The organism is Allobosea sp. CCNWLY174, assembly GCF_037120455.1.
Taxonomy (GTDB): domain Bacteria; phylum Pseudomonadota; class Alphaproteobacteria; order Rhizobiales; family Beijerinckiaceae; genus Allobosea; species Allobosea lupini.
In genome coordinates this window covers 137805-154697 of record NZ_JBBBBQ010000012.1, presented here as the reverse complement: position 1 = coordinate 154697, position 16893 = coordinate 137805, and the positions used below count along the sequence as shown (strand labels likewise).

Genomic DNA, 16893 nt, shown 5'->3' with positions numbered 1-16893 from the left:
GGATGACTCCCCGGCCGCCGCGATGGCTGGGATTCAGTTTGGCTTGCTGGCCAGGGCCGCCGCCTCGCTCCAGCTTGGGCAGCTGCGCGATTCCAGCGGGCTGTCATAGGGCTGGAAGTTCGAGGCGTTCACCACGGTCGGCTTCAGCACCACCTCGGTAACGATAGGCTCGTTGCGCAAGGCCCGGATCGCGACCAGCGTGCCGATGCAGCCTTGCAGGAAGCCGTTATAATCGCCCGAGGCGAGCAGCTTGCCGGCCTTGATGGCGTCGACCGCCTCCTTGGTACCGTTGATGCCGACGACCTTGGCCTTGCGGTTGGCGCCGTCGAGGGCCTCGATCACGCCGATCGCCATCGCGTCATTGGCGGCCAGCACGCCGTCGATCTGCGGATGGGACTGCATCAGGTTCTCCATGACCTGGAGGCCCTGCAGGCGCTGGTAGTTGGCCGGCTGGCTGGCGAGCAGCTTGACGTCCTTGAACTCCTTGATCGCGTCGTTGAAGCCGCGCACCCGGTCGATATTGGTCAGCGAGCCCTTGACGCCCTCGAGGATGACGACATTGCCCTTGCCGCCGATCTCCTTGAGCAGGAAGCGTGCCGTCTCCAGGCCGAGGCTGTAGTCGTCAGCCCCGACGAAGGCGAGGAACTTGCCGCCGGCGCTGCGGTCGGTGACGTTGACGATCGGGATCTTGGCATCGTTGATCTGCTCGACGCCCGGCACCATCGCCTTGTAGTCGACGGGGACGAAGACGATGGCGCTCGGCTTCTTGACGATGACGTCCTCGACCTGGCTGAGCTGCTCGGGGATCGAATCCGGCTTGGTCGGGATATAGTGCACCGCCTTGGCGCCGAGCGATTTCGCCGCGACCTCGGCGCCAACCCGCACCGTCTGGAAATAGGGGTTGGTCTGATTCTTGGTGAAGACCGCGATCGTCTCGCCGGCGGCGAGCGCGCCGGTGGAGATCAGGATCGCAGGCAGCGCAGCGACGAAAAGCTTCGCGTTCAATTTCGCTTTGGACATGGTTCTTCCCTCCCTTGGTTTCGTTGCTTGGTTCAGGTGCGCCGGCGGCCGACCATGTCGAACCAGACGGCGAGTATGACGATCAGCCCCGTCACCAGCGGCTGCCAGTTGGCGTTGACGGCGAGCAGGTTCATGCCGTTCAGCACCAGCGTCAGGATCAACGCGCCGATGAAGGTGCCGAAGACGCTGCCGACGCCGCCGAACAGCGAGGCTCCGCCGATCAGCGCCGCCGCGATGGCCGGCAGTGTCATCGCCTCGCCGATGTCGCCCTCGGCCGAGTTCAGCCGGGCGAGAAAGACGATCGAGGCGACGCCCGCCATGGCGCCGGAGAAGGCGTAGACCAGGATCAGGCGACGATCGACCGGGATGCCGGTGAGGCGGGCCGCGACCGGATTGGCGCCGATGGCGTAGATCTGCTGCCCCCAGATCGTGCGCTGGGCGAAGATCGTGCCGGCCAGCAGGAAGGCCAGCATCAGATAGACCGGGATCGGCACGCCGAGGAAATAGCCCGAGCCGATCTGGCGGAAGCCGGGCGGGAAGCCATGGATAGTCTCGCCGGCCATGTAGTAATAGGTGATGCCGTGCAGCACCCAGAGCATGCCGTAGGTGGCGATGAAGGACGGGATGCGTAGCTTGGCCACCATCAGCCCGTTGCAGATGCCGATGGCGAGCCCAGTAGCGAGCCCCGTCAGCGTCCCGAGCACCGGCGAGCCGGTCGCCTTGATCACCGTCGCCGCGAAGCAGGCTGAAAGGCCGATATTGGCGCCGACCGAGAGGTCGAGGCCGCCGGTCAGGATCACTAGCGTCAGCCCTGACGCCAGGAAGAACAGCAGGCTCGCCTGCCGGAGCACGTTGAGGATGTTGTTGGCGGTGAAGAAGGCCTCGGTCGCGACGCTCAGGGCAAGGCAAAGCAGCGCCACCGCGAGCAGGCGATAGGTGAGCTGCTGCGTCTCGCGCGAAAGATGGAGGCCGGCCGGTCGGGAAGCGGCGTCGCTGGCGATGCTCATGACTTTGTGCTCCGTAGGCTGTCGACGAGAAGGGCGGCGATGACGAGGGCGCCGATGCAGGCGACCTGGACGGAGGAGGGAACGGCCATCAGGTTGAGGCCGTTGCGCAGCACGCCGACGGTGAGCACGCCGAGCAGCGTGCCGAAGAGCCAGCCATTGCCCTTGTCGAAGGAGGTTCCGCCCAGCGCCACCGCGGCGATGGCGTCGAACTCCAGGCCGATCGCCGCTGTCGGGTGGCCGGCATTGATGCGGGCGGTCATCAGCAGGGCCGCGACCCCCGCCATCGCGCCGCCGAGCATGTAGACCGCGACGAGCAAGCGCTTCCAGGCGACGCCGGCGAGCGTCAGCGCATCGCGGTTGCCACCGAGCGCGCAGACATAGGCGCCGAAGCGGGTGTGGTAGAGCAGGACGTGGAAGAGCGCGTAGAAGCCGGCACCGATCAGGATCGGCGTCGGAATGCCGAAGGTCTCGCCGGAATAGACCAGTCGAACGAAGCGCGGGATGCCGACGACGCTCTGGCCGTCGCTGACCACGAGCGCGAGCCCTTGCGCCGCGCCGAGCGTGCCCAGCGTCGCGACGAAAGGCGGGATCGACAAGCCCGCAATCAGCCAGCCATTGATGAGGCCGAAGGCGAGCCCGACCGCGAGCGCGCCGATGAGACCGAGCGCCAGCGACTGCGTCGCCACCACGATCAGCGCCAGCACCAGCGAGGCCAGCGTCAGTACCGCGCCCATCGAGAGGTCGAGCCCCTCGGTCATGATGATCAGCGTCATCGGCAGGGCGAGCAGCAGCAGGATGACCGACTGCACCAGCACATTGGAGAGGTTGCCGGCGGTGAGGAAACCGGGGCTCGCCAACGCAAAGAGCAGCGAGAGCCCGGCCAGCGCGACGGCCACACCCGGCACGGCCGGGAGGCGCAGCGAAGGAGAGGAGATCGCCTGATCAGTCATGGTGCATCCCCATTCGGACGATGTTCTCTTCGGAGAGTTCGGAGCGGGAGAGTTCGCCGACGATGCGCTTGCCGCGCATGACATAGGCGCGGTCGCAGACATGGACGATCTCGGCCTGCTCGGAGGAGATCATCAGCACCGCGGCGCCATCGGCGACGAGCTGGTCGATCAGCGCGAAGATCTCGGATTTGGCGCCGACATCGATGCCGCGTGTCGGCTCGTCGAAGATGAACAGCCGCGTGCCGGCGGCGAGCCATTTGCCGATCACCACCTTCTGCTGGTTGCCGCCGGAAAGCAGCGCGACGCTCTGGTTCGGCGACGGCGTCACGATCCGCAACCGCTTGATCAGCTCCTCGGCCGAGCGCCTCGCCTGAGCGGGCGAGAACAGCTTGTTCGGGAAGAGCTTGGGCAGGCCGGCGACGGCGAGGTTGTCGGCGACCGTGCGGATCAGCGCGAGACCTTCGGTCTTGCGGCTTTCCGGGATCAGGCCGACGCCGGCCATGGTCGCGGCGTCCGGCCCTCCCCGCCTGGGCTTTCCGAAGATGCTGATCTCGCCGGCGGTGACCTCGTCGGCACCGAAGATGGCGCGCGCGACCTCGCTTCGGCCGGAGCCGACGAGGCCGCAGAGGCCGACGATCTCGCCGGCGCGTACGGTGAGGTCGATGTCGCGGATGCCGTTCTTCGACGAGAGGCCTTTGACCTCCAGCGCGATCTCGCCGGGCGTCTCCGCGAAATTGCGCGGATAGCTCATATCGACGGTGCGGCCGACCATCATGCGCACGAGCTCGTCCGGCGTGGTCTGCCCCGGCCGCGCCCGGCCGACGAGCTTGCCGTCGCGCAGCACGGTGATGCGGTCGCCGAGCGCGAACACCTCCGCCATCCGGTGCGAGATGTAGACGATGGCCACGCCCTTGGCCTGGAGCTGGCGCATCACCTCGAAGAGGCGCTCGGTCTCGCGGTCGGAGAGCGCGGCGGTCGGCTCGTCCATGACAAGGATGCGCGCGTTCTGCGACAGGGCCTTGCCGATCTCCACCATCTGCTGCTGGGCGACGCCGAGCGTGTGGACCTTGGTCCTGGGGTCGATGTCGAGGCCGATCAGGTCGAGCACGGCCTGCGCCTCGCGGTAGAGCCGCCGGCGATCGACGATCCCGGGAATGCGCGAGGGGAATTCGCGGCCGAGGAAGATGTTCTGCGCCACGTCGAGATAGGGGACGAGCGAGAACTCCTGGAAGATCACGGCAATGCCGAGCTTGCGGGCATCGGCGGGGTTACGGATCTCGACCTTCTCGCCCTTGTGAAAATATTCGCCGGCATCGGCCTGATAGGCGCCGCAGAGCACCTTCATCAGCGAGGATTTGCCCGCTCCGTTCTCGCCGAGGAGCATGTGCACCTCGCCCGGCCAGACAGCGAAGGAGACATCGTCCAGCGCCTTCACGCCGGGAAAGGACTTCGCGATGCCCTTGAGCTCCAGAAGGGGCTTGCTCTCAACCGAGCGCAGCGGCGGCGGCTCGGCGTCGAGGCGGGGCTTGGTTGCGGCCGTCGCGGTCATGCTACGCCTCCCATGGCCGGCGCGGTACGGAAGATCTTGCCCGGGTTCATGATTCCGAGCGGGTCGAGCGCCTGCTTCACCAGGCGCATCGCATCGACGGTCTCGCCCAGCTCCAGCGCGAGGAAATCCATCTTGCCGAAGCCGACGCCGTGTTCGCCGGTACAGGTGCCGTCGAGTTGGATCGCCCGCCGGACGAGGCGCTCGTTGAACGCCTTCACCCGCGCCAGTTCCTCGGCGCTGTCGGGATCGTGCAGGACGAGAAGGTGGAAATTGCCGTCGCCGACATGGCCGACGACCGGGGCGATCAGGTCGCTCTCAGCGATATCGGCGGCGGTGGCGACGAGGCATTCGGCCAGGCGTGAGATCGGCACGCAGACATCGGTGACGAGAGCGCGCGCGCCCGGCCGCAGAGCGAGCCCGGCATAGAGCGTGTTGTCGCGGGCCTGCCAGAGGCGGCTGCGCTCTTCCGGGGAGGTCGCCCAGGCGAAATCCTGCCCGCCGAACTCGCCGGCCAGCGCCTGCGCAGTCTCTGCCTGCTCGGCGACATAACTCTTCGAGCCGTGGAACTCGAAGAAGAGATGCGGCGCTTCAGCCAGACCAAGCTTGGCGTGCAGGTTGATGCCGCGCATCATCACCGCATCGAGCAGCTCGATGCGCGCGACCGGAACGCCCGACTGGATCACCGCGATCGCCGTGTCGACCGCAGCCTTCAGATTGGAGAAGGCGCAGACGGCCGAGGAAATTGCCTCGGGTTGGGGATGGAGCTTCAGCGTCACCTCGGTGATGACGCCGAGCGTCCCCTCCGCGCCGACGAGCAGGCGCGTCATGTCGTAGCCGGCGGCGGATTTGCGGGCGCGCCGGGCCGTGCGGATCACGCGGCCATCGGCGAGTACCACCTCGAGCGCCAGCACATTGTCCTTCATCGTGCCGTAGCGCACGGCCATGGTGCCCGAGGCGCGCGTCGAGGCCATCCCGCCGATCGAGGCGTCGGCGCCCGGATCGATCGGGAAGAACAGGCCGGTGTCGCGCAATTGCGCGTTGAGCTGCTTGCGCGTGATACCGGGCTGGACGCGCACATCCATGTCCTCCGGGCTGGCCGCCAGCACCTTGTCCATGCGCGACATGTCGAGGCAGACACCGCCCAGCGGTGCCGAGGCGTTACCCTCGAGCGAGGTACCGGCGCCAAACGGAATGACCGGCAGCCGGAGATCGCGGCAGATCGTGACGATGCCACGCACCTCCTCGGTGGTTTCCGGGAACACCACGAGATCGGGCGGCGAGGCCGCGTGATAGGCCTCGCTGCGGCCATGGTCGGCGAGGACACCGGCGGCGCGGCTGACGCGTGAGCCGAGCATCGGCGCGAGCCGCGTCAAAGCCGTGTCCGTGGCGCCGCCATCCGGGGATGGTCTGGTCAACATGTCTTCTCCCTCCGCGATGGCCCGCTGGCCGGGCTCTCTCGATTGCGGTCGATGGTCAGCGCCTCAGGCGGCGCGGTGCGCAGCCTCCGAGGCCGGATTGAGCTGGAAGTCGTAGGTCAGGCGGCACCAGGGCCGGTCGAGCGCCCGGCCATCCGGCGCGATGCCCGCCGGCTGCTCGGTGAAGTGGCTGATCAGCGAATCCTTCACGCCGAAGACGGCGTCGGAATCGAGGTATTGGTCACCGGCGACGAAAACATGGGTCACGAGTTTTTCGTGGCCCGGCGCGGCGATCATGAAGTGGACATGGGCCGGCCGCCAGGGATGGCGCCCCTGCGCCTCGAGCATCTTGCCGACCGGTCCGTCATGCGGGATCGGATAGGCCGCCGGCTTGATCGACCAGAAATGGAAGCGTCCCTGCGCATCGGTCCGGAAGCGCGCCCGGGCGACGAGATCGGCGGCGTCCTCCGAATGCTGGACGTCGTAATAGCCGTCCTCGTCGGAATGCCAGACATCGACGATCGCCCCGGCGAGCGGGCTGCCATCGGCCGCAGCGACCGAACCGGAAACATACATCGGTTCGCCCGGCAGATCGCCCGAGATGTCGCTGCCCAGTGCTGCTTCCGGCGGTCCTTCGACATAGAAGGGGCCGAGCACGGTGCTCTCGGTGACCGCGCCTTGATGGTCGTGGTTGATCGCATCGACGAGCATGGAGACGCCGAGCGTATCGGAGAGCAGGATGAATTCCTGCCGCGCCCCGGTGCACATCTGGCCAGTATCGGTCAGGAAGGCGACGCCCTTGGCCCATTCCTCCTGAGTTGGGCGGACCTCGCGGACGAAATCGTGGAGATGGCGGACCAGGGCCTCGCTGATCTGCTTTGTACGCGCGTCCGGAGCGGCGGCGACGCGCTCCAGCACCGCCTCGGTGATGCTGTTCTGGTCGAAGTTCCTCATCCGAGCCTCCCTTCCTTCTTGTCGAGATCGGGCTCGCCGAGGCCGGCGAGCCATTCGGCGAGGCGCACCGTCGAGATGAAATCGGCCTCGCCCTCGCCGCGCCCGATCAGGGCGCCATAGGTCTCACGCGTCAGGCTCGCCAATGGCAGCGCCATCTCGGCGGCCTGGCCAGCGCCTATGATCAGATCGAGATCCTTGGCCATCTGCCGGCAGGAGAAGGTCGGCGAGAAGTCGCGCGTCTCCAGGCTCCTGGCCTTGTAGTGGACCATGGGCGAGCCGACCGCGCTGTTGGTCAGCACATCGAGAATGTCCTGCCAAGCGAGATTGCCCTTGCGGGCGAGCACGATGCTCTCGCCCATCATCGCCGCGGAGACTGCGATCATCAGGTTGACGGCGAGCTTGGCGAAGCGCGCCTCCTCGGCCTCGCCGAGATATTTCTGGGCGCGGGTGAAGTCCTGCGCGATCGGCAGGACCGCGTCGAAGGCGGCGCGCGGCCCCGAGACGAAGCAGGTCAGGTTGCCGGTATGGGCGATGGCGGCGTTACCGGAGACCGGCGCGCGCAGATAGGCAACGCTTCGCTGCGCGGCCGCCCGCGCCACCTCGGCCGAGATGGTGGGGCTGACGGTCGAGGTCTCGACGAGCATCGCGCCCTCGCGCATCGCATCGAAAAGCCCGCCGGACAGCGCGACGGCGGCGAGCACCTTGTCGTCCGGCAGCGAGGTGAAGACGATGTCGCGTCCCGCCGCGTCGGCAAGCGTGGCGGCAGGTTTCACTCCGCCTTTCACAGCCTCGGCGATGCGCCGTTGGTCGCGGTCGAAGCCGGCGACATCGTGTCCGGCCGCTGCAAGCCGGCTCGCGATGGGCAGCCCCATCTTGCCGAGCCCGATCCAGCCGATGGTTTGCGTGTGCATCATCTCGTTGTCCTCAAGCCGCGTGTTGCCTGCCGCGGAGCTCCTCGACGATCCGCGAGCCGGAGGCCGCGAGGCGGGCGAGCTTCCCCTCCAGTCCATCGGCCAGCAGGCGACCGTCCTGCTTCACGAAGCGGCCGGCAATCATCACGGCTTCGATGTCGCCGCGCCCGGCCTGCATGATGACCGTAGCGGCTGGGTCATGCACCGGCTGCAGATGCAGCGCGCGGGCGTCGACCAGAGTGATGTCGGCCTGCTTGCCAGGCGCAAGCGAGCCGATGCGATGGTCGAGCGCGAGCATGCGCGCACCCTCGATGGTGATCCAGGACAGCGCCTGCCGGACGGGAATCGTCGATGTCGGGGGAATTGCGCCGGTCCGGCGGCGGCTCTCGGCATTGTCGAGCGCGCGCTGCATGCCGAGCGCGATCCGCGCGACGCCCATCATGTCGCCGGCCAGCACGGATTCGAGATCGACCCCGAGCGAGGGTGCCACGCCCCGCGCCAGCAGCCGGCCGGTGATCGGAAAGCCATGGCCCTGCGTCATCTCGTTCTCCGGCGTCACCGAGAAAGAGGCGCCGAGATCGACCAACTGCCCGAACAGCTCGTCCGAAAGGTCGTTGCCATGCACGATGTTGATGCCGGGCCCGACCAGCCCCTCAGTCATCAGCTTTTCCCAGCCACCCGGCGTTTTCGCCGCACCACCGCCCTGATGCATCGAGGCGACCAGGCCGAATTCGCGCGCGAGGCGGAAATCGGCGCGCGCGACCTCCATCGTCGCATAGTGCGGACCGAGGATGGCGAGGCCGAGCGTCAACAGGCCGTTATCGCTAGCAAAGCGGCCGCGTCGCAGGCGCTCAACCTCGGCGCGCGGATGCGGCATTTCCGAGAAATGCGGCTCGCCGGGCTTGGGATCGGGCTTGGGCGAGCCGTGGAAGAAGGCGGCGCGAATGCCGCTCTCGGCCAGCGCCGCGACGGCGGCGTCGGTATGCTCTGGTGTCGGATTGTTGTGGCACCAGTCGACCAGCGTCGTGGTGCCGGCATCGATCTGTCCGAGCGCGCCGATCAGCGTCGCGATGCCGATGTCATCAGGGTTGAACAGCGTCGCGAGCCCGGCATGGACCCAGCGGAAATATTCGAGCAGTGTCCAGTCGGACGCGAGCCCGCGCAGACCCGTCTGCCAACTGTGCATATGGGCGTTGACGAAGCCCGGGACGGCGATCCGGCCGGCCGCATCAACCTGTTCGGCATCCCCGGCCTCGATGCGCGGCGCGATCGCGACGATCTTCCCGTCGGCGACGAGGATGTCGCCACGAGACAGATCGCCGGTGGCGGCGTCCATCGAGAGGATGGTGGCACCCGAGATGAGGATACGGCGCGCCATGGCTCAAGCCGCCTCGTCTTCGGCCACGGCCGCGCGGGGCCGCTCGCCGGCATGGGCCTTGGCGATCAGGTCGCGGATGCCGTCGCGCGTGACCGGGCGCGGATTCCAATAAGGGTTCTCGACGGCGATGTCCGCCGCCTTGTCGATACCGTGTTCGGGCATGCCTAGCTGCGCCAGCGACAGCGGCACGCCGAGCGCCCGCACCAGATCGTAGAGGCCCTGCGCCGCATCGGGCGCGCCGAGCGCCCGGCTGATCGCGGCCATCGCCTCCGGCGCGGCCGGCGCGTTGTAGGCGACGGCATGTGGCAGTACGACGGTGTGCGTCTCGGCATGGGGCAGGTCGAAGGAGCCGCCGAGCGTGTGGCAGAGCTTGTGATGCAGCGCCATCCCGACCGCACCGAGGCAGCATCCGCAGAGCCAGGCGCCGTAGAGCGCATTCGAGCGCGCCTCGATATTGGCCGGCTCGTGGACCAGGATCGGCAGCGCGGAGGACAAGGTCCGGATGCCGTCCTGCGCCATCAGCGAGATGATCGGGTTGCGATCTCTGGCGTAGAGCGCCTCGACTGCATGGGCCATCGCGTTGACGCCTGATGTCGCCGACAGCATCGGCGGCAGGCTCAGCGTCAGCTCGACATCATAGAGCACCGTTTCGGGGAGCACATCGAGCGAGCGGATCGTCGTTTTCCGGCCGGCTTCGGTCTGGCCGAGGATCGGCGTCATCTCCGAGCCGGCATAGGTCGTCGGGACCACGACCTGCGACACGCCGGTGCGCAGCGCCAGCGCTTTGCCGAGCCCGGTGGTGGAACCGCCGCCCAGCGCCACGACGCAGTCGGCCCCTGTCTCGCGCAGGGTTTCGAGCGCCCTCTCCGTAACCTCGACCGGCGTGTGCATCGTGGCGTCGTTGAAATATCCGGCCAAGGCGGAGCCGAGCAGGGCACCGAGGCGTTCTCCCGCAGCCGTCTGCTGTGGCGTGGTCAGGACCAGCGCCCGCTTTGCGCCGAGCCGTTCGACCTCAACGGCGACCTCCTTGATCGTACCGCGACCGAAGCGGACCCGTGATGGCAGGGCCTCATAGGCGAAGGTCTCGATCATCGAAGGCTCCTTTGCGGATGAGGCGTTGATCGGACGGCGCCGGCTCACTCGCCGGCCACGGCTTCGCGAAGGCGGTGCAGACCGCTTCCCGAGACGGCGAGAGCGTCGTTGTCGGCGAGATAATCGACCTGGAAGCGCGCGATCCTGAGATCGGAGAGCTCCTGCCGGACCCTCAGATGCTCGGGATGGCTGCCATAGGCTTCGAGCGCAGCCCGGTCGGCGAACTCGCTGACCAGCACGACGTCGCAGGCATAGTCGACGCCGCTGATATCGCTGCCGATCTCGATATGGGTGAGGCCGTCGATGCGGTCCCGGAGCCCCTCGAAGGCGGCCTTGACCTTGGCGCGGGCATCGGCGCGTTCCTTCGGCGTATCGCCGCGCAAGCGCCACATCACGATGTGGCGGATCGGACCGGGCATGGCGTTTCCTCGACCTTCGGCCATCTTGGGCCGTCTTTGAGGGGGGCGAGTTAAGACTTGCGAAAGTCGGAAATAAAGCCGAGCTTCAGGAAGTCTCTTTTACGCAAATCGGAAAAATGGATCGCTTCACCCAGATCGAGGTTTTCGTGAAGACGGCGGAGTTGCGGAGCCTGTCACGCGCCGCCGAGGCGCTCGGCATGTCGAACGCTGCCGCCAGCCGACACCTCGCCGCCCTGGAGGAGCGCCTCTCTACCCGGCTCGTGGAGCGCAACACGCGCCGTCTCTGGCTGACCGAGGCGGGGGAACAATTCTACCAGCGCAGCGGCGCGCTGCTGACCGACCTCGGCGAAGCCGAGGATGCCGTCAATGCTCACACGCTGGCACCACAAGGGGTGCTGCGCGTCACGAGTTCGCTCTCCTTCGCAGCGATCTATCTGGCACCGATGTTGCCGGCCTTGCGCCGGCTCTATCCCAAGCTGAGCGTCCACATCGCCGTCGCCAACCGTTATCTCGACTTCATCGAGGCGGGCATCGACGTCGCCATCCGCACGCGCCTGCACGAGCCCGACAGCAACATCGTGGTGCGGCGGCTCGGGCGCATGCGCCGCGTCCTCGCTGCCTCGCCGGCCTATCTGGCGGAGCGCGGCCTCCCCGCGACCCCGGCCGACCTCGCCCAGCACGATATGCTGGTCTACAACCTCGCCGCCGACCCGTTCTCGCTGCGCCTGACCAAGGGCGATACGGAGCGGATCGTGCGGATCAGCGCAGCGCTCGACTGCAATGACGGGCAGGTGATCCGCCAGGCTGCGATCGCCGGGCTCGGCATCCTCATCCAGCCGCTCTACATCGTGCAGGCCGATATCGAGGCAGGGCGCCTGATGCCGGTTCTGCTCGATTGGCAGCTACCGATGCTGACGATGAACATCGCCTATCAGAACCGCGATCACCTACCTGCCAAGATCCGGGTGTTCAACGAGTTTCTCGTCAATCACGTACGATCCACGTCGAACAGCCAGATCTGGTCAGCTTGACCGCCCCTGGCGGTACCTCGACTATCAGCAGACATCCCGTCTTCCCGCCAGAACGCCCGCGACCGAAATTCTTCCGCGACCTCGTAAGGGGTGGCCAAGGTGAGGAGTCGATTTGCGCTCCACCCCGGGAACGGCACGAGAAGCGCCATCTGCGGACATTCCGTCCTTGCCAAGAACCAGACATTCCCGGCGTCGCAAACTGACGTCTGTTGGCCACCTGACAATCGGCGAGCCGTGGTGGCAGTTTCGACCAGATCTCTCTCGGACGACAATCGGGCGCCTTCAGAACCTCATGGCGAGTTTCGCCTTGAAGGCGTGGTTCTGGGCGCCCTGGCTGAGCTGGCCTGTGTAGGAGATATCGAACGTCGTGGCATTGCCGATGGCGACATCGAGGTCGGCCTCGACCGCGCCGAAAGCGAGCCTGTCGGTCTGCAGCGTTATACCAGGCGATCAGGCAGTTTGCGGCGGTAGTGAGCGAACCGCCTTCGGCAACGCGCAGGTCGCCGCGGCCCGCCGTGACGACATTGAGATCATCGCCGATGGTCAGCGCCGATCCCGCCCCCGTCACCGCGACCGAGCCGGAGGCGCCGGCCTGGGCGCCGATCGGCAGATGCGTGCCGGTGGAGACCTTGCCGCCATTCGTGACCGTGAGCGTCCCCGTCCCGCCGCTCCGGCGAGGAGGAAGCCGCCGACCTGCCATTGCGCGCCATCAATGGTCATGCCGCCGGCCGTGCCGGCCGCAGAACCTACGACGCCCCAGCCGCTGCTGAGCGAGCCGCTATCGGCGAGCACGGCCTGTCCGACCTTGACCGGACCGGTCAGCCGCAACTCGCCGCTATCGAGCTTGCGCAGATGCCCATCCACGGTGGTCGGCAAGGAGAGCTCCGCCGAGACGGAGGGATCGACGCGGATTGCCGCGCCGGTGCCGGCCGGCAGGCCGAGAGGCAGGTCGGCTGCCGCACCCGTGAGCCGCACCGCCGGCACCCGCGGTCAGTACATAGCCGACGACCAAGTTGACCTGTCTGTCGACGCCGGTCTGGACCTGGTAATCGGCCCGCGGCGCGGCGTGGCGCTTACTAAGCTGTGCAGCGCGATGATCAGTATCCTGCTCCCGACCGGACAGGCTCAGGTCGACGATGATATCCTCTTTTGACGCGATCACGTCATCGGCAGCGCTCTGCGCTTCAGCCGGCGGTCCAGCCGCCGTCGACCAGCAACGCGCTGCCGGTCACCAGGCTGGACGCGTCCGAGGCCAGATAGAGCACGGCGCCCATCACCTCCTCGACCGTTCCGGTCCGTCCGAGTTTGATCTTCTCTTCAAGCCAGGCGAGCCGCTCGGGGCGCTCGAACGTCTGCTCGGTCAGGGGCGTGCGAATGAAGGTTGGGCACAGCGTGTTGACGCGAATGCCGTTCCGCCCCCATTCGATTGCCATCGACTTGGTGAAGCCCTCGACCGCGAATTTCGTAGCGCAATAGACGGCGCGGTCGAGCCCGCCGACATGGCCCATCTGCGAAGAGACGTTGATCAGCGAGCCGGGTCGGCCGGCGGTGATCAAGCCGCGTGCGACAGCACGCGTCAGGAAGAATGCCGCTCGCAGATTGACTGCGACCACCGCGTCGAAATCCTCAGCCTTGGTATCGAGCGCCGGCCCGTGACGGGCGAGGCCGGCGCTGTTGATCAGAATGTCGAAGGGGCCGGATCTTCCGATGATGTCCTCGACAGCCGCGACGTCTGTGATGTCCAGCTCAAGGGGTTCAACGCTTCGTCCCTGAGCGCGCATCGCCTGCGCGACTTCGTCGAGCTGGACCTTGCGCCGTGCGGCCATGGTGACGTCGGCACCTGCCTCCGCCAGAGCACAGGCGCAGGCCAGGCCAATGCCGGAGGAGGCGCCCGTCACGAGCGCCTTCTTGCCGTCGAGCCGGAAGGACGGCGTGCGAGGCAGGGCGATCATTCGGCCGCGTCGTCGAGCGCGAGGGCCGGCTGGCCATAGCCGACATTGCGACCACCATAGCGCCGCACCCGCATGTTCGCCTGCTCGGCATGGCCGACGAAGCCTTCCAACATGCACAGCCGCGAGCAGTATTCGCCGATGCTGGCGGCGGCCTGGTCTGTCACCACCTTCTGGTAGCTGTGGGTCTTGAGGAACTTCCCGACCCAAAGCCCGCCGGTGTAGCGGCCGGCCCGCTTGGTTGGCAGCGTATGGTTGGTCCCGATCACCTTGTCCCCATTGGCGACATTGGTACGCGGGCCGAGGAACAGCGCGCCATAGGAGGTCATGTTGGCGAGGAACCAGTCGTCGCGGTCGGTCATCACCTGGACATGCTCGGACGCGATCTCGTCGGCCACGGCGAGCATCTCCTCGTAGCTGTCGCAGAGAATGATCTCGCCGTAATCCTCCCAGCTCCTGCGCGCCGTTTCCGCTGTCGGCAGGATCTGCAGCAGCCGGTCGATCTCCGCCATCGTGCCGTCCGCGAGCCTGCGCGAATTGGTCACGAGTACGGCCGGGGAGTTATAGCCGTGCTCGGCCTGGCCGAGCAGGTCGGTGGCGCAGAGCTCGGCATCGACAGTTTCGTCGGCGATCACCATCGTTTCCGTAGGCCCGGCGAAGAGATCGATGCCGACACGGCCGTAGAGCTGGCGCTTGGCCTCGGCGACATAGGCGTTGCCGGGGCCGACCAGCATGTGGACAGGCTCGATGGTTTCCGTGCCGAGCGCCATGGCGCCGACCGCCTGAATGCCGCCTAGCACATAGATCTCATGCGCGCCGCCCTCGTGCATCGCGGCGACGATCGCCGGATGAGGCTCTCCCTTCACCGGGGGCGCCGAGGCGACGATGCGCGGAACGCCCGCGACGGAGGCCGTGAGCACGGACATATGGGCGGAGGCTACCATCGGGAACTTGCCGCCCGGCACGTAGCAGCCGACCGACTGCACCGGGATGTTGCGGTGGCCGAGAATGACGCCGGGCAAGGTCTCGACTTCGACATCGGTCATCGAGGCCCGCTGCACCTCGGCGAAGCGCCTGATCTGGGCCTGGGCGAAGCGGATATCGGCCATGTCACGGGTCGAGACCTGGTTTTTCGCCGCCTCGATCTCGGACGCTGTCAGGCGGAACGCCTGCGGCGCGTAATTGTCGAACTTCTGCGAAAGGTCGCGGACCGCAGCGTCGCCGCGCTCTCCGATATCCTTCAGGATAGCCTCGACATTCTGCCTGACCTTGGCGTCGTCATCGGCGCGCTCGGCCTCGGTCTTCCCACGCTTGAGATATTCGACGGCCATTGGCGGCCCCTCCCATGTCCCGGTTGTCCAGCCGCAGCCGGCATCACGGTGCGCCTGCAGGGCGGGCGCACCGTCTCTGGATCATCCTACGGGCGGCGATCTCCGCCGCCCACCGTTCATTCCGCTGCGGCTGGCAGATAGCCGAAGTTGAACGGCTCGGGTTCGCCGCGCTCGGTCCGCATGCGGGCGCGCAGACTCTTGCTGGCCGCCTCGTCAACCGAGCCGTCGGCGAGCACGACCACGCCGTAATCGCTACGCGCCTTCTCGGGGGAAACCAGGTCGGAGGCGACGTCTTGCGCGACTAGAGCCGGGGCGCGCTCCAGCGGATCGCCCCAGCCGCCGGAGCCGGCGGTGATGAAATGTACCGTGTCGCCTGGGCCGACCAGCAGGTTGTCGATCTTGGAGGGGATGCGCTCGCGCTCGCTTGCGCCGGCCCTCGTCAGCCATTTGCTCGACGTTCCGCCATAGAGGCCGCCATTGATGCCCCAGGGCGGCACGACCTCGCGGTCGTCATGGATCGAGACCTTGCCCGGCTCCAGCAGGCGGTAGACCTTCTCGATGCCGGCGCCGCCGCGATGGAGCCCGGCGCCGCCCGAATCCATTACCGGGCGGTAGCTCTCGACGAGCACCGGGTAATAGTTCTCGATGTACTCGATCGGGGTCGCCGAAAAGAGCGGCCACCAGGCATGTCCGTCGAGCCCGTCGCCGCGTGGGCGGCCTGGAACGCCGCCGAACAGCAGCTCCATCAACTGGAAGTATTTGTTGTCTTTGTCGTGGCCGGTGAAGATGAAATGCGGGCTGGTGCCGTAGCCCGCCGCCATCGACAGATGCGGCGCACGCTGGCCGAGCGCGCCGGCCTGACAGTCGAAGAACCGCGTATGGGTGTTGAGCCGGTTCGAGAGCGCGGCAGGGAAGCGCGGATTGAGCAGGCTGCCCTCCGGCAGCACGACCTCGAACAGGTCGTAGAACCCCTCGTTGAACAGTACCGAGGGATCGAACGCCATGATCATGTAGACGCCGAAGAAGAGCTTGCAGAGCCCTTCGTGGATATGAAAATTGATCGGCCCCTCCGCCTGATCGTCCGTGCCGGTCCAGTCGAAGACGGCCTTTTCGCCCTTGCGGTAGATCGAGAGCTTCATCTTGAACGGACCGTTGCCGAGTCCATCGTCGTCGACGTAGTCGGTGAACTCGACCGGCTCCTCCGAGATGTACTTGTCGATCAGGATCTTCATCGCTTCTCGGGTCCGGTCGAGAAGCATGTCGCAGGACGCCATGTAGACATCGCGGCCGAAGCGGTCGCAGAGCTCGCCCACCCGCTGGCCGGCGATGCGGCAGCCGGCGACCAGAGCCATCAGGTCCGCACGATTCATGTCGGGCGTGCGGGTGTTGTTAAGCATGATGTCGAGCACGCCCTTGTTGAGCACGCCTTTGTCGTAGATCCGCACCGGCGGGATGCGCAGGCCCTCTTCCCAGATCGAGCGCGCGTCCGAGGGCATCGAGCCCGGCACCTTGCCGCCGACATCGACCATGTGGCCGAAGATCGAGGAGAAGCCGACCAGCACCTGTTGGTGGAAGATCGGCATCATCACGCACCAGTCGTTGTTGTGCGATATCGAGCCCTTGCAAGCATAGGGGTCGTTCCAGACGAAGACGTCGCCTTCGTTGATGTCGCCCTCGAACTGCTCGACGATGGCGGGGATGTAGGATCCGAACTGGCCCACGACCATCTGGCCGCGCTCGTTGCAGATCATCGGGAATTCGTCGTGCTGCTCGCGGATGACCGGCGAGAGCGCGATGCGGACGACCACTCCATCCATCTCGAAGCGCGCGTTTTTCAGCGCGTTCTCGATGATGTCGAGGGTGATGGGATCAACCTTCGGCGCCATG

General features: G+C 66.8%; 17 protein-coding genes. 2 read left to right on the top strand and 15 right to left on the bottom strand.

Annotation, left to right across the window (positions count from 1 at the left end; genetic code table 11):
- Window positions 1–33: 33 nt before the first annotated feature.
- The 10 genes from V7S63_RS25990 to V7S63_RS25945 form a co-directional block, all read right to left on the bottom strand.
- Window positions 34–1020: a sugar ABC transporter substrate-binding protein gene (locus V7S63_RS25990; RefSeq protein WP_336532410.1), complete on the bottom strand. Its 987-nt coding sequence runs from the start codon at window positions 1018–1020 to the stop codon at window positions 34–36.
- 32 nt (window positions 1021–1052) lie between these two features.
- Window positions 1053–2027 (bottom strand): ABC transporter permease, encoded by a 975-nt coding sequence (locus V7S63_RS25985; protein WP_336532409.1) that lies wholly within the window; start codon window positions 2025–2027, stop codon window positions 1053–1055.
- Entirely contained in the window at window positions 2024–2977 is a 954-nt protein-coding gene (locus V7S63_RS25980; RefSeq protein WP_336532408.1) for an ABC transporter permease, read from the bottom strand. The genes V7S63_RS25985 and V7S63_RS25980 overlap by 4 nt, the downstream gene beginning before the upstream one ends.
- Complete coding sequence (locus V7S63_RS25975) at window positions 2970–4526, bottom strand: sugar ABC transporter ATP-binding protein (protein ID WP_336532407.1); 1557 nt, start codon at window positions 4524–4526, stop codon at window positions 2970–2972. The genes V7S63_RS25980 and V7S63_RS25975 overlap by 8 nt, the downstream gene beginning before the upstream one ends.
- Window positions 4523–5881, bottom strand: coding sequence for an FAD-linked oxidase C-terminal domain-containing protein (locus V7S63_RS25970; protein WP_336532445.1), 1359 nt, complete (start codon window positions 5879–5881; stop codon window positions 4523–4525). Before V7S63_RS25970 ends, V7S63_RS25975 begins: the two co-directional genes overlap by 4 nt.
- Before the next feature lie 126 nt (window positions 5882–6007).
- A complete protein-coding gene (locus V7S63_RS25965; RefSeq protein WP_336532406.1) occupies window positions 6008–6895 on the bottom strand; it encodes an intradiol ring-cleavage dioxygenase in 888 nt (295 codons plus the stop codon).
- Complete coding sequence (locus tag V7S63_RS25960; RefSeq protein WP_336532405.1) at window positions 6892–7809, bottom strand: NAD(P)-dependent oxidoreductase; 918 nt, start codon at window positions 7807–7809, stop codon at window positions 6892–6894. The genes V7S63_RS25965 and V7S63_RS25960 overlap by 4 nt, the downstream gene beginning before the upstream one ends.
- A 10-nt stretch (window positions 7810–7819) precedes the next feature.
- On the bottom strand, window positions 7820–9184 hold the full coding sequence (locus tag V7S63_RS25955; RefSeq protein WP_336532404.1) for an amidohydrolase family protein: 1365 nt from the start codon (window positions 9182–9184) through the stop codon (window positions 7820–7822).
- A gap of 3 nt (window positions 9185–9187) precedes the next feature.
- Window positions 9188–10276: a maleylacetate reductase gene (locus V7S63_RS25950; RefSeq protein ID WP_336532403.1), complete on the bottom strand. Its 1089-nt coding sequence runs from the start codon at window positions 10274–10276 to the stop codon at window positions 9188–9190.
- Between the two features lie 44 nt (window positions 10277–10320).
- On the bottom strand, window positions 10321–10695 hold the full coding sequence (locus V7S63_RS25945) for a Dabb family protein (protein ID WP_336532402.1): 375 nt from the start codon (window positions 10693–10695) through the stop codon (window positions 10321–10323).
- A gap of 116 nt (window positions 10696–10811) precedes the next feature.
- Here V7S63_RS25945 and V7S63_RS25940 point away from each other — a divergent pair, with 116 nt between their 5' ends.
- The gene (locus tag V7S63_RS25940; protein WP_336532401.1) at window positions 10812–11726 is read left to right on the top strand and encodes a LysR family transcriptional regulator; all 915 of its coding nucleotides are present in this window, start codon (window positions 10812–10814) and stop codon (window positions 11724–11726) included.
- Here V7S63_RS25940 and V7S63_RS28760 read toward each other — a convergent pair.
- Both V7S63_RS28760 and V7S63_RS25935 read right to left on the bottom strand, forming a co-directional pair.
- Window positions 11680–12294, bottom strand: a complete 615-nt coding sequence (locus V7S63_RS28760) for a hypothetical protein (RefSeq protein WP_442896522.1) — start codon at window positions 12292–12294, stop codon at window positions 11680–11682. The genes V7S63_RS25940 and V7S63_RS28760 overlap by 47 nt on opposite strands.
- Window positions 12291–12701: a hypothetical protein gene (locus V7S63_RS25935; RefSeq protein WP_336532400.1), complete on the bottom strand. Its 411-nt coding sequence runs from the start codon at window positions 12699–12701 to the stop codon at window positions 12291–12293. The genes V7S63_RS28760 and V7S63_RS25935 overlap by 4 nt, the downstream gene beginning before the upstream one ends.
- On the opposite strand from V7S63_RS25935, the gene V7S63_RS25930 reads away from it, so the two are divergent.
- A complete protein-coding gene (locus tag V7S63_RS25930) occupies window positions 12691–12879 on the top strand; it encodes a hypothetical protein (RefSeq protein WP_336532399.1) in 189 nt (62 codons plus the stop codon). The two genes, V7S63_RS25935 and V7S63_RS25930, sit on opposite strands and share 11 nt — an antisense overlap.
- A gap of 31 nt (window positions 12880–12910) precedes the next feature.
- Here V7S63_RS25930 and V7S63_RS25925 read toward each other — a convergent pair whose 3' ends face one another.
- The 3 genes from V7S63_RS25925 to V7S63_RS25915 form a co-directional block, all read right to left on the bottom strand.
- The gene (locus V7S63_RS25925) at window positions 12911–13678 is read right to left on the bottom strand and encodes an SDR family NAD(P)-dependent oxidoreductase (RefSeq protein ID WP_336532398.1); all 768 of its coding nucleotides are present in this window, start codon (window positions 13676–13678) and stop codon (window positions 12911–12913) included.
- Window positions 13675–15006: a histidinol dehydrogenase gene (hisD, locus tag V7S63_RS25920; RefSeq protein ID WP_336532397.1), complete on the bottom strand. Its 1332-nt coding sequence runs from the start codon at window positions 15004–15006 to the stop codon at window positions 13675–13677. The genes V7S63_RS25925 and hisD overlap by 4 nt, the downstream gene beginning before the upstream one ends.
- Window positions 15007–15122: 116 nt before the next feature.
- Complete coding sequence (locus V7S63_RS25915; protein WP_336532396.1) at window positions 15123–16892, bottom strand: hydantoinase B/oxoprolinase family protein; 1770 nt, start codon at window positions 16890–16892, stop codon at window positions 15123–15125.
- Between the last annotated feature and the right edge of the window lies 1 nt (window position 16893).

Excerpts from the sequence above, each read along its gene's own strand:
- V7S63_RS25960 (WP_336532405.1), bottom strand. The coding sequence starts at position 7,809 with ATGATGCACACGCAAACCATCGGCTGGATCGGGCTCGGCAAGATGGGG.
- V7S63_RS25985 (WP_336532409.1), bottom strand. The coding sequence starts at position 2,027 with ATGAGCATCGCCAGCGACGCCGCTTCCCGACCGGCCGGCCTCCATCTT.
- hisD (WP_336532397.1), bottom strand. The coding sequence starts at position 15,006 with ATGGCCGTCGAATATCTCAAGCGTGGGAAGACCGAGGCCGAGCGCGCC.
- V7S63_RS25940 (WP_336532401.1), top strand. The coding sequence starts at position 10,812 with ATGGATCGCTTCACCCAGATCGAGGTTTTCGTGAAGACGGCGGAGTTG.
- V7S63_RS25915 (WP_336532396.1), bottom strand. The coding sequence starts at position 16,892 with ATGGCGCCGAAGGTTGATCCCATCACCCTCGACATCATCGAGAACGCG.
- V7S63_RS25965 (WP_336532406.1), bottom strand. The coding sequence starts at position 6,895 with ATGAGGAACTTCGACCAGAACAGCATCACCGAGGCGGTGCTGGAGCGC.
- V7S63_RS25950 (WP_336532403.1), bottom strand. The coding sequence starts at position 10,276 with ATGATCGAGACCTTCGCCTATGAGGCCCTGCCATCACGGGTCCGCTTC.
- V7S63_RS25925 (WP_336532398.1), bottom strand. The coding sequence starts at position 13,678 with ATGATCGCCCTGCCTCGCACGCCGTCCTTCCGGCTCGACGGCAAGAAG.
- V7S63_RS25990 (WP_336532410.1), bottom strand. The coding sequence starts at position 1,020 with ATGTCCAAAGCGAAATTGAACGCGAAGCTTTTCGTCGCTGCGCTGCCT.
- V7S63_RS25980 (WP_336532408.1), bottom strand. The coding sequence starts at position 2,977 with ATGACTGATCAGGCGATCTCCTCTCCTTCGCTGCGCCTCCCGGCCGTG.
- V7S63_RS25955 (WP_336532404.1), bottom strand. The coding sequence starts at position 9,184 with ATGGCGCGCCGTATCCTCATCTCGGGTGCCACCATCCTCTCGATGGAC.
- V7S63_RS25975 (WP_336532407.1), bottom strand. The coding sequence starts at position 4,526 with ATGACCGCGACGGCCGCAACCAAGCCCCGCCTCGACGCCGAGCCGCCG.
- V7S63_RS25945 (WP_336532402.1), bottom strand. The coding sequence starts at position 10,695 with ATGCCCGGTCCGATCCGCCACATCGTGATGTGGCGCTTGCGCGGCGAT.
- V7S63_RS25970 (WP_336532445.1), bottom strand. The coding sequence starts at position 5,881 with ATGCTCGGCTCACGCGTCAGCCGCGCCGCCGGTGTCCTCGCCGACCAT.